The sequence below is a fragment of the uncultured Sphingomonas sp. genome (genome assembly GCF_913777625.1).
Classification (GTDB): domain Bacteria; phylum Pseudomonadota; class Alphaproteobacteria; order Sphingomonadales; family Sphingomonadaceae; genus Sphingomonas.
This window is the reverse complement of record NZ_CAJYTI010000010.1, coordinates 66,018-80,339: the sequence shown is the minus strand read 5'-3', so window position 1 is coordinate 80,339 and position 14,322 is coordinate 66,018. Positions and strand designations below refer to the sequence as shown.

Annotated in this window: 10 protein-coding genes; 9 read left to right on the top strand and 1 reads right to left on the bottom strand. The window is 70.7% G+C overall.

Annotated elements, in window-relative coordinates; translation table 11 throughout:
* Positions 1-39: 39 nt before the first annotated feature.
* The 4 genes from cphA to galA all read left to right on the top strand — a co-directional run bounded on the left by cphA (position 40) and on the right by galA (position 6,968).
* Positions 40-2,754: a cyanophycin synthetase gene (cphA, locus tag QZ814_RS05475; protein WP_294330485.1), complete on the top strand. Its 2,715-nt coding sequence runs from the start codon at positions 40-42 to the stop codon at positions 2,752-2,754.
* Positions 2,747-3,643: an isoaspartyl peptidase/L-asparaginase family protein gene (locus QZ814_RS05470; protein WP_294330074.1), complete on the top strand. Its 897-nt coding sequence runs from the start codon at positions 2,747-2,749 to the stop codon at positions 3,641-3,643. The genes cphA and QZ814_RS05470 overlap by 8 nt, the downstream gene beginning before the upstream one ends.
* Complete coding sequence (locus tag QZ814_RS05465; protein WP_294330073.1) at positions 3,636-4,436, top strand: cyanophycinase; 801 nt, start codon at positions 3,636-3,638, stop codon at positions 4,434-4,436. The genes QZ814_RS05470 and QZ814_RS05465 overlap by 8 nt, the downstream gene beginning before the upstream one ends.
* Positions 4,437-4,511: 75 nt before the next feature.
* Positions 4,512-6,968, top strand: coding sequence for a beta-galactosidase GalA (gene galA / locus QZ814_RS05460; protein ID WP_294330072.1), 2,457 nt, complete (start codon positions 4,512-4,514; stop codon positions 6,966-6,968).
* A 76-nt stretch (positions 6,969-7,044) separates the two neighbouring features.
* Here galA and QZ814_RS05455 read toward each other — a convergent pair whose 3' ends face one another.
* Complete coding sequence (locus tag QZ814_RS05455) at positions 7,045-7,644, bottom strand: alpha/beta hydrolase (protein WP_294330071.1); 600 nt, start codon at positions 7,642-7,644, stop codon at positions 7,045-7,047.
* A gap of 164 nt (positions 7,645-7,808) precedes the next feature.
* Between QZ814_RS05455 and QZ814_RS05450 the strand changes: the two genes are divergently transcribed.
* The 5 genes from QZ814_RS05450 to QZ814_RS05430 all read left to right on the top strand — a co-directional run bounded on the left by QZ814_RS05450 (position 7,809) and on the right by QZ814_RS05430 (position 14,316).
* Positions 7,809-10,703 (top strand): sensor histidine kinase, encoded by a 2,895-nt coding sequence (locus tag QZ814_RS05450; RefSeq protein WP_294330070.1) that lies wholly within the window; start codon positions 7,809-7,811, stop codon positions 10,701-10,703.
* A 108-nt stretch (positions 10,704-10,811) separates the two neighbouring features.
* Entirely contained in the window at positions 10,812-11,834 is a 1,023-nt protein-coding gene (locus tag QZ814_RS05445) for a DUF4118 domain-containing protein (RefSeq protein ID WP_294330069.1), read from the top strand.
* Between the two features lie 67 nt (positions 11,835-11,901).
* Entirely contained in the window at positions 11,902-12,315 is a 414-nt protein-coding gene (locus QZ814_RS05440; RefSeq protein WP_294330068.1) for a hypothetical protein, read from the top strand.
* A 69-nt stretch (positions 12,316-12,384) separates the two neighbouring features.
* The gene (locus tag QZ814_RS05435) at positions 12,385-13,050 is read left to right on the top strand and encodes a nitroreductase family protein (protein WP_294330067.1); all 666 of its coding nucleotides are present in this window, start codon (positions 12,385-12,387) and stop codon (positions 13,048-13,050) included.
* A gap of 9 nt (positions 13,051-13,059) precedes the next feature.
* Positions 13,060-14,316, top strand: a complete 1,257-nt coding sequence (locus QZ814_RS05430) for a DUF418 domain-containing protein (protein WP_294330066.1) — start codon at positions 13,060-13,062, stop codon at positions 14,314-14,316.
* Positions 14,317-14,322 lie beyond the last annotated feature (6 nt).

Below are 14,322 nucleotides of genomic sequence, written 5' to 3'. Positions count from 1 at the left end.
CCGCCGGCCGAGTTTGCGCGCCCGGCTTCGGCAAATGGGATGCGGGTGCTGGAGCGGAGCATCTATCGCGGCCCCCATCTCTACAGCACCCGCCCGATGATCCGGATCCAGCTGGATCTGCGCGATCTCGAGCAATGGCCGAGCGACACGCTGCCCGGCTTCACCGATGCGCTGCTCGCCCTCCTTCCCGGCCTGGGCGTGCACGGTTGCAGCTACCAGCGTCCCGGCGGGTTCGTCGAGCGGCTGCGCGAAGGCACCTGGATGGGCCACATCATCGAGCATGTCGCGCTGGAACTTCAGACGCTCGCCGGCTCGCGCGTCGCCCGCGGCAAGACCCGATCGGTGAAGGACCGGCCGGGGGTGTACAACATCCTTTACACCTATCGCGACGAGACGGTGGGGCTCGCCGCCGGGCTGGCCGCGCTCCGCTTGGTCGCCGATCTGCTGCCCGAGCCGCTGCGTCGTGTCGAAGGCCTGCAACTGCTCGGCACTGCCCCGCTCGATGCGCCGCAGGACGTGCGGGCGATCGTCGCCGCGCTGGAGGCGCTGCTCAAGGCGAAGGCGCTTGGCCCCACCACCCGCGCGCTGGTCGAGGCCGCGGAACGGCGCGGCATCCCGGTCACGCGGCTCGATGCGCAGAGCCTGATCCAGTTCGGCCATGGCAGCCGCCAGAAGCGCATCCGCGCCAGCATCACCGGCGACACCGCCCAGATCGCGGTCGACGTCGCCGGCAACAAGGCGATGACCAAGCAGCTGCTTGGCGAGGCCGGACTGCCGGTGCCGCGCGGCGTGGTGGTGCGCCGGGTGGAGGAAGCGCTGGCCGAAGCCAGGCGGCTGCGCTGGCCGGTCGTGGTCAAGCCGCTCGACGGCAACCATGGTCGCGGCGTCACCACCGGCATCGCCGACGAGGAGGCCTTGCGCACCGCCTTCGCGCTCGCCGCTGACCATGGCCGCCGGGTGATCGTCGAGCAGCAGGTGCCGGGCAACGACCACCGCATCCTGGTGGTGAACGGCAAGGTGGTCGCGGTCGCCGAGCGCGTGCCCGCCCAAGTGGTCGGCGACGGCTTCCATTCGATCGCCCAGCTGATCGACGATCTCAACCAGGACCCGCGCCGCGGTACCGGGCACGAGAATGTGCTGACTCGCATCATCATCGACGCGGCGATGCTGGCGCTGCTGGAAAGGTCCGGCCGCACCCCCGCCACCGTGCCGATGGCCGGCGAGCGGGTGATCCTGCGCGACACCGCCAATCTCTCGACCGGCGGCACCGCGGTCGATCGCACCGACGTGATCCACCCGGCCAATCGCGCCATTGCCGAGCAGGCGGCGGCGGTGGTCGGGCTCGACGTGTGCGGGATCGACTTCCTCTCGCCCGACATTCGCCGCCCGGTGCGCGAAACCGGCGGCGGCATCGTCGAGGTCAACGCCGCCCCCGGCTTCCGCATGCATCTGGAACCCTCCAGCGGCACGCCGCGCGATGTCGCCACGCCGGTGATCGACATGCTCTTCCCCCGCGGCAGCGGCAGCCGGATTCCGATCTTCGCGATCACCGGCACCAACGGCAAGTCGACCACGGCGCGGATGGTGTCCCGGATCCTCTGCCAGGCCGGCAAGAATGTCGGGATGACGACGACCAGCGGCATCTATTTCAACGGCCATCTGATGACCGAGGCCGATGCCAGCGGGCCGAAGAGTGCGCGCACCGTGCTGCGCAATCCGGCGGTCGACGTCGCGGTGCTGGAGACGGCGCGCGGCGGCATCCTGCGCGAGGGGCTGGGCTTCGACGGCGCCGATGTCGGCGCGGTGCTCAACGTCACCGCCGACCATCTCGGGCTCAAGGGCATCGATACGGTCGAGCAGCTCGCCCAGGTGAAGGGCGTGGTGGTCGAGAGCGTCGCGCGGCGCGGGCATTCGGTGCTCAACGCCGACGATCCCATGTGCCACCGCATCGCCCGCCATGCGCGCGGCACGATCGTGTGGTTCTCGCTCTATGGCGGTTCGGATCTCTCCGGCGAGCTGCGTCGCCACATCGCCGAGGGAGGGATCGCCGTGGTGCGCGAGCCCGGCAGCTATGGCGGCTGCATCGTGCTCCACCAGGCGGGGACACGCACCGAGCTGATGCCCGCTGCCGACATCCCCGCGACGCTGGGCGGCATCGCCGAGTTCAACATCGCCAATGCGCTGGCGGCGGTGGCGATGTGCGCGGTGCAGCGGGTGCCGCTGGAGGCAATCCGCGAGGGACTGCGCGCGTTCAGCGCCTCGTTCGAGGATTCGCCCGGCCGGCTCAACATCCACGACGCGCACGGCATGCGCTGCATCCTCGATTACGCCCACAACCCCGCAGGCCTGCGCGCGCTCGGCCAGGTGATCGAGCGGATGCGCGGGCGCTACAACCGCGTGATCGGCATGGTCAGCATCCCCGGCGACCGGCGCGACTGCGATATCGTCGAGATGGGCCAGCTTGCCGGCGAGATCTTCGACGAGATCGTCTTCCGCGAAGCCCCCGATGGCCGCGGACGTCCGCGGGGCGAGACCAACGGGCTGATGTCGCAGGGCGCGATGCAGGCCGGCATATCGCCCGATCGGGTGCATCGGATCGTCGATGAGATGGAGGCGGTGAATACCGTGCTGCAACTCGGCCGCCCGGGCGATCTGCTGGTGATCATGCCCAGCGCCATCCAGGCGGTGTGGGACCGAATCCTCGCCTTCGATCCCGTCGCAGTCCCAGCCCCGCAGGAGCCGGCGCATGCCTGAGGCAGCCCGCTGGTCGCTGATCGTCCATGGCGGCGCCAAGACGATCGACCCCGACCTTCACGATCGCAACCGCGCCGGCTGTGCCGCGGCAGCCGAGGCGGGCGCCGCGGTACTGCGCGCCGGCGGCAGCGCGGTGTTCGCGGCCGAAGTGGCGGTGCGGGTGCTGGAGGACGATCCGGTGTTCAACGCCGGCTTCGGCTCGGTGCTGACCAGCGACGGCACCGTCGAGATGGACGCCGCGATGATGGAGGGCTCCGGCCTCACCCTCGGCGCCGTCGCGGGCGTGCGGCGGGTGCGCAACCCGGTGAGCGTCGCCCGGCTGATGCTCCTGGCCCGGCCGGTGCTGCTGGCCGGCGACGGTGCCGAGCGGTTCGCCACGGATCACGGCATGGCACTGGTCGATCCCGAGGCCATGGTGTCGCGCGAAGCGCTCGCCTCCGAACATGCCAAGGCGCACGACACGGTCGGCTGCGTCGCGATCGACGCGGCCGGCGCGATCGCCGCCGCTACCTCCACCGGCGGGCTGCCGGGCAAGCATCCCGGCCGGATCGGCGACTCGCCGATCGCGGGCGCAGGGCTCTATGCCGACGACACGCTGGGCGGTTGCGCCTTTTCGGGCGACGGCGAGGCGATCCTCCGCACGGTGCTGGCCGCGCAGGCGATGCACGCGCTCGAACGCGGCGGCTCGGCGACCGAAGCCGCCGACCATGCCATCGCCCGGCTCGGCCGGGTCGGCGGCGAGGCCGGCGTGATCGTCATCGAACGCTCGAGTGCCTTCGGCATCGCCCATAACAGCGACCATTTCGCCCTCGCCCTCCATGCAAGCGGGCTCGATGCCCCGCGGGCGGGCGTCCACCGCGACGAATTCAAGGATATACTGCATGGCTGAACGGGGCGGACCGCTGATCATCATCGGCGGGCATGAAGACAAGGACGGCGACAAGACGATCCTAAAGGAGGTCGCGGCGCGGGTGAAGGACGGCAAACTCGTCATCGCTACCGTCGCCAGCCACCAGCCGGACGGCTATTTCGACGCCTATCAGAAGGCGTTCGGCGCGCTGGGCGTGCACGACCTGGTCGAGCTCTATGTCCATGAACGCGGCGAGACGCTGGAGCAGGAAACCCAGTCGGTCTTCGAGGGCGCGGCCGGCATCTTCTTCACCGGTGGCGACCAGCTGCGCATCTCCAGCCAGATCGGCGACACCCCGGTGGAGCGGATGGTGCGCGAGATCCACCTGCGCGGCGGCGTCGTCGCGGGCACCTCCGCCGGCGCCTCGGTAATGAGCGAAACGATGCTGGTGAAGGGCAGCAGCGCGGAATCGCACCGCATCGGCGACCTTCACATGGCCCCCGGCCTCGGGCTGGTGCGCGACGTGATCATCGACCAGCATTTCGCCGAGCGCGGCCGGATCGGGCGGCTGCTCGGCGCCGTGGCGCAGAACCCCCGCGTGCTCGGCATCGGCATCGACGAAGATACCGCGATCGTGCTCGAAGGCTGCTGCTTCCGCGTCGTCGGCGCGGGCGCCGTGTACATCGTCGATGGCGCCGGCGTCACCCGCTCGAACATCGCGGAGGCGAGCCCCGAGCGCACGCTGTCGATGCACAATGTCTGCCTCCACGTGCTGAGCCATGGCGACGCGTTCGACCTGGACGAACGCAAGCCGCTGTCGCGGAAGGACTGATCGCGCCGCCTTGCCAGCACCCCCTCGTCTTGGCATTAATCGTATAAATTAGACCGCCAAGAGGGGGAGCGGAGCATGCAGCGTCGAACCGTGTTGACCGGAGCCATGGGCGCAGGCCTGGCGGCGACGCTGCCGAGCCCGGCCGGGGCGACGGTCCCGCTGCTCCCTTCGCCCCGCCAGCGCCTGCCGCTGGATGCCGGCTGGCGCTTCCATCTCGGCCATGCGTCCGATCTGGCCAGGGACTTCAACTTCGGCCTCAACCAGCGCACCTATGCCAAGGCGGGCGCGGATACCGCCGATGCCGCAATGGCCGATTTCGACGACAAGGGCTGGGCGCCGGTGCAGCTGCCGCACGACTGGGCCGTGGACCTGCCCTATGCGGTGCCGCCGGGGATGAAGCCCGAAGACACCAAGGACGATGTCGCCTCGCACGGCTTCAAGGCGATCGGCCGCGACTTCCCGGCGAATAGCGTCGGCTGGTATCGCCGCGCGCTGCCGATCGAGGCAGGCGACGCGGACAAGCGCATCTGGCTCGAATTCGACGGCGTGTTCCGCGACGCGATCGTGTTCGTGAACGGCTATGTCGTCGCCCGTAACGAGAGCGGCTATGTGCCCTTCCAGGCCGACATCACCGATTTCCTGACCTTCGAAGGCCAGCCCAACCAGCTGGCGGTGCGCGCCGACGCCAGCTTCGGCGAGGGCTGGTTCTACGAAGGCGCCGGCATCTACCGGCCGGTGTGGCTGGTAAAGGCCGCGCCGGTGCACGTGCCGCAATGGGGGAGCGTCGTCCGCAGCACGATCACGCCGGCGGGTGCACAGGTCACCGCGACGATCGAGGTGCGCAACGCCACCGAGCTTCCTGCCAAGGTCACGCTGCGCCAGTACATCGTCGATGCGGGGGGCACGAGGGTCGCCGCCTTGCCCGACGCGACCCTCAACCCCGCGGCCAACACGCTCGTGACGCACGAGGCAAGCGTCACCCTGCCCAACCCGCGCCTGTGGTCGGTCGAGACGCCGGTGCTCTACCGGCTGGTGAGCAGGCTCCTCGTCAACGAAGCGCCAATCGACGCGTACGAGACCAGCTTCGGCATCCGCTCGATCCGCTTCGATGCCGAGCACGGCTTTTTCCTCAACGACAAGCCGGTCAAGCTGCTGGGGGTTTGCAACCACCAGGACCATGCCGGCGTCGGCACCGCCATCCCACCCGCGCTCGACGCCTGGCGGATCGCGCGGACCAAGGAAATGGGCGCCAATGCCTGGCGCAGCGCGCACAACCCGCCCTCGGAATCCTTCCTCGACGCGTGCGACCGCCTCGGCATGCTGGTGATCGACGAGGCCCGGCGCAACAGCACCGATCCGGAATCGACCAGCCAGCTCGAGCGCATCCTGCGCCGCGACCGAAACCATCCGAGCATCATCCTCTGGTCGGTCGGCAACGAGGAGCCGCAGGCGATGAACGCCCGCGGCGGGCGCGTGAGCCATGCGATGGTCGCGCATGTCCGCCGCCTCGATCCCACCCGCCCGACCACCCAGGCGTTCGACCGCGGGCAGTATGAGGCTGCAGCACGCGAAGTCGACGTGATCGGCTTCAACTACCACACCGACAAGACCATCCCGTTCCACGAACGCTTTCCCAACCAGCCGATCATCGGCACCGAGACGGCGAGCACGGTCTCCACCCGCGGCGAATATTTCAACGACAAGGCACGCCAGATCGTGCGCGCCTATGACACCGAATTTCCCGCCTGGGCCTCCACCGCCGAGCAATGGTGGAAGGTTGCGGATGCGCATCCCTATGTCGCCGGCGGCTTCATCTGGACCGGCTTCGACTATCGCGGCGAGCCCACCCCGCACGCGCTATGGCCGGCTGCCTCCAGCTATTTCGGCGTGATGGACCTGTGCGGCTTCCCGAAGGACAATTATTGGTACTACCGCGCCTGGTGGCGGCCCGAGCCGCTCGTCCACCTGCTGCCGCACTGGAACTGGGCGGGCCGCGAGGGGCAGGACATCGAGGTCTGGGCCTATAGCAATGCCGAGGCGGTGGAGCTGCTGCTCAACGGCCGCAGCCTCGGGCGCCGCCCGGTCGAGCGCGGCGGCCATGTCGCGTGGCGCGTGCCCTATGCGCCCGGCCGGCTGGAGGCGCGGGCGATCCGCGGCGGCCGCGTCGTCGCCACCACGGTGCGCGAGACCAGCGGCCCCGCCGCCGCGATCCGCCTCTCTGCCGATCGCAAGCAGATCGCGGCCGACGGTCGGGACCTGGCGATCCTCACCGCCGAGATCGTCGATGCGAAGGGGCGCCCCGTCCCCACTGCCGCGACGCCGCTGCGCTTCACCATCGACGGACCGGCCGAGCTGATCGGCGTCGGCAACGGCGACCCGACCAGCCATGAACCCGACAAGGCGCCGAGCCGCCGCGCGTTCAATGGCCTGGCCCAGGCTATCCTTCGCCACCATGGCGATGCCGGGATCATCCGATTTGCGGCGCAGGGCGAGGGCGTGCGGCCGGCGACCCTCGCCATTCTCGCGCGCTGACCGCTACGATCACGGAGTCCACCATGTGTCCTTCGCCGGCGAAGGCGGGAAGGACACCCGCAGCGCCGGGCAGGTCTCAGTCCTGCTCGGGCGCCAGCGCGGCGGCCAGCGCGTCCGCGGCCTGGGCCCGGCGCTCGACGATGCCGGCAGTCATCCGCAGCACCAGCTCGCGTGCGCCCTGCCAATGGCTGCCGCTGCGCCGGGCGTGGGGAAGCTGGGGCAGGCCGCCCACCGCACTCCCCCAGCCGGTGGCCAGCGCCTGGACGCGTTCCGCCACCCCGGCATCGGGGGTGTCGCCGCTCAGCAGCAGCGACGGGAAGGGCAGCCGGATCTTCGGCGAGGCGAAATGGCCGGCATCGCCCTCGCCCGCGATCGGGTCGATCAGCAGCGCCCCGGCGACGCGCGAAATATAGTCGCGCGGCGACAGGCGCGCCCACCAGGTCGCGGCGAAGCAGCTTGCGCCATTGGCGACCAGCAGCACCGGCCGCTCGGCATGGACGATCGCCGAATCGAGCCTCGCCGCCCAAAGGTTGCGCTGGCGGGGCGTTTCCTCCGAATAATCGAGATGCGCGTCGCTGCGCAGCGGCGCCCCGAACAGCGCCGAAAGGGCGCGGGCCGGGCCGGTGCCGGTGCTGATCACCGAAAATCGGTCGAGCGGGGTCGTGGCGAGCGTCATGGCGAGGCTTCCCGAGTCCAAGTCGAGGGAGGCTATATCCAAGCGCGAAGCTGTGCAATGCGAGCCGTGCGGGCCCGGGTCGCAACCAGCGCACGGTTCGGCGCGGCGGCCGGCAGGGGAAGGGATTACGGAGACGCATGCGAGGCCGAGGGCGGTGGACAGTCTTGGGCGCAGCGGCACTGGTCGCCGCAGCGCCTGCCTGTGCGCAGGCGCCGCAGCAACGCAGCCTCGCGCAATATAACGCGCGCGCCTGGCATCTGGTGGACGGCGCCCCGCCGGACATCTGGGCGCTCGCCCAGTCGCCCGAGGGCTGGCTGTGGCTCGGCACCGGCGCGGGCCTCTACCGGTTCGACGGGATCACCTTCGAGCCGGTGAGCCCCGGGATCGGGCGGTTCCCCTCGCGCAACATCACCGCGCTCCTTGCCGACCCGGACGGCAGCCTGTGGATCGGCTATTTCTCGGGCCAGCTCTCCCGCCTGCGCGGCAACCGGCTGGAGACGCTCGGCACCGGCAACGCGGTGGTCGAGGAGCTCGCCCGCGGCCGGGACGGCGCGATCTGGGCAGCGCTGAGCGGCGCGCAGGGCGGGCTGCTCCGCGTCGTGCAAGGCCGGGCCGAGCGGATCGGCGCGGCACAAGGGGTCCCCCCAGGCCGCGTCTACAGCGTCGTCGCGGCACGGGACGGCGCAATCTGGATCGCCACCCAGGCGGACATCCGGGTGCGCAGGCCCGGCGCCGGGGCGTTCGTCGTGGTGCGGCCCGCCCGCCCCCGCACCCGGCTGGCGGTCGCGCCGGACGGCATCGTCTGGGCCTCGGGCGATCCGCAGGACGCCGCCGCGCCGCCCCGGCAGGGTCTCGCGATCGCGCCCCAGCCGCCGGGGCTCCGCTCCCCCGGTGCGGACCGCATCCGCTTCGACCGCGCGGGCACGCTGTGGCGGACCCTGTTCGACGGCGGCGTGCTCCAGACCCGCAGTCTCGTCGCCGGAGTGCCGCAGCAGCCACTGTTCACGCGGATCGGCACCCAGCAGGGCCTTCCCTCGCTGGTCGCGGTGCCGCTGCTCGAGGATCGCGAGGCGAACCTGTGGATCGGCACCAATCTCGGGCTGGTTCGCCTTCGCCCGGTAAGCGCCACCGTCGCGCTCGGCGTCGACGACAAGACGCTGGGCGGCTTCCAGCTGGCGGTACTGCCGGACGGTACCGTCTATGCCTCGAACCCGCACAGCCTGTACCGCGCGGTTGCCGGGGCGCCGCTGCGGCTGGTGCGGCACTTCGCTGCGTCGATCGAGCAGATCGAGGCGGACGGCAGCGACCTCATCCTCACCCTGCCCGATCAGGTGCTTCGGATCCGCGGCGATGCCGTATCGCGGCTCGACCTCCCCCGCCCGCCGGGGCCGATCCGCGGCTGGACCCGAAGCGGAGACACGATCTGGATCACGGCGGAGGATGCCGGCGTTTTCCGGCTGGCCAATGGCCAGTGGCAGCGCCTCGCGCCGCCGGACGCGCCGGGCGGCCGCCTGCACACCCCCTCGGGGCCCGGCGGCGGCAGCTGGTTCTACAGCCGACACCGGCTCTACCAGCGCCGCGGCGACGCACTGAAGCCGGTGCCGGGCGACGATATCGGCACCATCGCGCTGCTCTCCGTTGGTCCTGCGGGACTGCTGGTGGGCGGTGAACTCGGGCTCGCGCGGCTGGAGCAGGGCCGGCTGCGCGGCATCGATTCCACCCGCGTGCCGGCGCTCGGCGGCATCACCGGGCTGGTGCAGGCCGAGAACGGCACCATCTGGATCAACGGCGTGCAGGGGCTAGTGAAGACCAGCAAGGCCGCGCTGGACGCCGCCTTTGCCGCGCCGGGCACGCCGCTGCGCCACACGCTGTTCACGGCCGCCGACGGGCTGCCGGGCGTCGCCCAGCAGGATGCGCAGAAGAGCACCGCGGTGCGCGGCGGCGACGGCCGGATCTGGGTGGCGGACAATGTCGGCATTGGCTGGATCGACCCCGCCCGGATCGTCCAGAACCCGCTGCCGCCGCCGGTGGTGATCCGCAGCCTGACCGCGAACGGCCAGACCTTTGCCGCCCCGCGCGACATATCCCTTCCCGCCGGCACGGCCAATCTGCGGATCACCTATACCGCCCTGAGCCTCGCCGAGGCCGAGCGGGTGCGGTTCCGCTACCGGCTGGTGGGCGTCGATCGTGGCTGGATCGACGCCGGCACCGCGCGCGAGGCCTATTACGCCAACCTCGCGCCGGGCACGTGGCGCTTCCAGGTGATCGCTGCGAACAATGACGGGGTGTGGAACGAGCGCGGTGCCAGCGTCGCCTTCACCATCGCGCCGCGCTTCTACCAGACCGCCTGGTTCCGGCTGCTCGCGGCAGGGCTGGGCGCCGGGCTGCTGTGGCTGCTCTACGCCTGGCGGATGCGCGAGCTGGTCGCGCGGGGCCGTGCGCGCGCCGAGGCCCAGATCGCCGAGCGCGAACGCATCGCCCGCGAGCTGCACGACACGCTGCTCCAGAGCATGCAGGGGCTGATGCTGCGCTTTCAGGCAGCGTCCTACGCCACCGAGCCCGGATCGCGGGCGCAGCTGCTGCTCGATTCGGCCCTGGACCGCGCCGACGACGTGATGGTGGAAGCGCGCGACCGCGTGATGGGGCTGCGCCAGATCCGCGTCGCCGACGATCCCCAGCCGCTGATCGAGGAACTGGCCCGCTGCCTCACTGAGGAAGGGCTGACGGTGACCGTGTCCCGCGAAGGGCCGGCGCTGCGCTATCCGCCGGCGCAGCTCGAGCACATCCTGGCGATCGTGCAGGAAGCGCTCGCCAATGTGCGCCGCCACGCCGGCACCCTCGCCGCGACGGTGACGATGCGGAGCACGCGCGATCGCCTGGAGGTGACGGTGGAAGATGCCGGCGCCGGCATCGCCCCGGCGATCCTCGCCGCAGGCGGTCGACCGGGCCATTACGGTCTGCAGGGCATGCGCGAGCGCGCGGATGCGCTGGGGGGTGGGCTGACGATCGAGCAGATAGCCCCGCACGGAACGTGCGTCCGCCTGATCCTTCCGGCATGATGGCGCGCTTGCGTCTGCATTGTTTCTGAACGATGAGGAGGCCTGCCCGGCCGCTTTCGATGATCGAACCGTGCCGCTGCGCAGGACGCACAGGATTCACGGGTAGCAATGACGTCGTCGGGTCGCACATGGGAACGGCTGCCGGTGCTCACCGAACGGCGCGCGCTGGCCTATGCCGTCACGCTCGTCTTCTGCGGCATCGCCTGGTGGCTGCGCCTCGTGCTGGACCCGCTCTTTCCGCCGGGCTTTCCCTATCTCACCTTCTTCCCCGCGGTGATCCTGGCCTCCTTCCTGTTCGGCCGGGGTCCCGGCATCGTCGCCGGGCTGGTGTGCGGGATCCTCGCCTGGTATTTCTTCATCCCGCCTGCGCGAACCTTCGTGCTGACGCGAAGCACCGCGGTGGCGCTGATCTTCTACACCGGCGTGGTGACCGTCGACATCCTGCTCGTCCACTGGATGCAGGCGGCCAATGCCCGCCTCGCCGCCGAGCGGGAGCGGAGCCGGCGCCTGGCGGAGCATGCCGAGACCTTGTTCGTGGAGTTGCAACACCGGGTCTCGAACAACCTGCAGATGGTCGGCGCGATGCTGTCGCTCCAGCGCCGCACGGTGCCCGACGGCGAGGCGCAGCGCGCGATCGGCGACGCCGCCGCCAAGCTGCAGCTGATCGGCCGCATCCAGCGGCGCCTGTACGGCAGCAAGGGCGAGCCGCTGGCGCTCGACGCCTTCGTGACCGCGCTGGTCGAGGACCTCGCGGCCAGCGCCGGCAGGCCGGGCATCCGCCACGCCGTGGAAGCGCATAGCGCGCTGCTGCTGCCGCCGGATCGCGCCATCCCGCTCGCGCTGATCGTCGCCGAGGCGGTCGCCAATGCGATCGAGCACGGCTTCGCCGACCGCGAGACCGGCACCATCCTCGTCACCGTCTGCGCGGAGGGGGCGCAGCTGTCGCTGACGATCCGCGACGATGGCGCCGGCGTGCCGGACTCGTTCGACGTCGCCCGCGCCGACAGCCTGGGCCTGCGGATCGCGCGCAACCTGGCCCAGGGCATGGGCGCCGAGCTGCACGTCGCTGCGGCGAGGCCAGGCACGCTGGTGACGCTGCGCAACATTCCGCTCGATACGGCCGCCGGCTGATCGCGATCAAGGCCGCTGGCGGCGCCGTCCGGCATAGGCTACACTCTGATGACAGCGGAGGGCGGCCATGGAACAGCGTTCTAGCACCCAGATGGCGGCGCGGCTGGGCTTCAAGCCCGGCATGCGCGTGTGGTTTCACGCGATGCCGGCATCGATCCGCACCGCCATCGCCCCCGAGCGCGCCGCGCTGGAGGAACTGGGCTGCGCCACTGACGGGGTGCAGGCAGCGCACCTGTTCGCATCCCGACGGGATCATCTCGAACGCGAATTGGGCGCGCTGCGCACGCTGCTGGCGCCCAACGGCTTTTGCTGGGTGTCCTGGCCCGATGCCCCGGCGGAGGGCGACCTGAACAGCGCCGTCGTCGCCGACCTCGCCGCCAATGGCGGCTGGGCACAGGGCGATCGCTGCGCGCTCGACGGTTGGTCGGGCATGCGGCTGACTCCGGTGACGGCGCCCGTCGCGGCCCGGCGTCCGGGATAAAGTCGCATCCGCACAACAACCGAATGGACAGAATTACCGTCTTCGGTGAGGTTGGCGGCGGAACCTCCTATGAAACCAATGATGCGGCCCTGGACCTCCGAAACCGAGTTGCCCGACCCCGAGCGGATCGCCCGTGCTCGGGCGTTCGAGGCGCAGATGGCCACGCGGCACAGCTGCCGCAGCTTCTCCGCGGAGCCGGTGCCGCGCGCGGTGATCGAGGCGGCGATCGCCGCTGCCGGCGCGGCGCCGAGCGGCGCCAACCGCCAGCCCTGGCACTTCGCGGTGCTGTCGTCGCCGGGCACCAAGACCGCGCTCCGCGTTGCCGTGGAGGAGGAGGAGCGCCATTTCTACGGCGGGATCGGCGGGAGCGAATGGCAAGGTCTGCTGAACGATCTCGGAGCGCGCGCCGACAAGCCCTATCTCGAGACCGCGCCGTGGGTCATCGTCGCCTTTGGCAAGACCCGCGCCAGCGAGACCGACCGCTTCCCCAACCCGCACGTCACCGAAAGCGTGAGCATCGCCTGCGGGCTGTTGCTGACGTCGCTGCACCTGGCGGGCCTTGCCACGCTGGTACACACCGCCTTGCCGGCGCGCTTCCTCAACCGGCTCTGCCGCCGGCCCGAGCATGAGAAGCCGATCATGCTGATCATCGTCGGCCACCCCGCCGAGGACGCCACCGTGCCGGCCGCCGCGCTGGAACGCAAACCGCTCGATAAGATCGCCAGCTGGCTCTAAGCGCGGCGGGTGCATAGCCCCATTCCGGTTCCCGATCCCCCCCGCCTGCTCTCGCTCGATCTCGTCCGCGGCACCGCGCTGCTCGGCATCCTGCTGCTCAACATCGTCGGCTTCGCCATGCCGGAGGCCGCCTATTTCAACCCGCGCGCCTATGGCGGCTGGCACGGCGCGGACCTGGCCGCCTGGCTGGTCAACTTCCTGTTCTTCGACGGGCGGATGCGCGGGCTGTTCTCCTTCCTGTTCGGCGCCTCGCTGCTGATCGTCACCGATGCGGCCGAAGCCGCCGGGCGGGATCCGGCCCGCGCGCATTATGCCCGGATGGGCTGGCTGTTCGCATTCGGAATCGCCCATCTCTGGCTGCTCTGGCATGGCGATATCCTCGCCCATTATGCGCTGGTCGGCATGATCGCCTACCCGTTGCGCACGCTGCCGGTGTCGCGGCTGGTCAGCCTCGGCGCGGTGCTGGTGCTGGCGACCACCGCGCTGTTCGGCATGCTGGCGCACGATGCCTGGCGGATGTCGCTCGCGCCCATGCCGGTGCAGGGGGAATATACCGCCCTGGTCGACGCGTTCGGCACGCCGCCTGCCGCCCGCATCGCCGAGGAGCTGGCGGTGCGGCGCGGCGACTATGCGAGCATCGTCGCGCAGCGCGTCGGCGCCTATGCCTTCAGCCCGTTTGCGATGCTGACGCTCTATGGCTGGGAAACGCTGGGCTATTTCCTGTTCGGCATGGCGGCGCTGCGCAGCGGGCTGCTCGCCGGGCGCTGGCCCCGCGCGACGCTGCGGCGCTGGTGGCTGCGCAGCTGGGCGGTCACCCTGCCCGTCTATGCCCTGCTCGCCTGGTATCAGATCGCCGCGGGGTTCAGCCTGTTCTCGGTACTGCTGGCCGGTGTCGCGCTGACCGGGCTGGTGCGGCCGGCGATGATCCTTGGCTGGGCCTGCCTGATCCTGCTGCTCGCGCGGCCGGGTGGCTGGCTGACCACCCGCCTCGCCGCCGCGGGGCGCATGGCCTTTTCCAACTATCTGGCGACCAGCCTGGTCTGCGTGCTGCTGTTCGACGGCGCCGGCCTCGGCTGGTTCGGCCACCTCTCGCGCTGGCAGCTCTATCCGGTGGTGGTCGGCGTCTGGGCGCTGCTGCTGCTCTGGTCGGCTCCCTGGCTGGCGCAGTTTCGCTACGGGCCGCTCGAATGGCTGTGGCGAAGCCTGGCGCGTGGTAGATTGCAACCCATTCGCAATAGCCTTGCGAATCGCTCGCACTCGCACTAGGTGTAT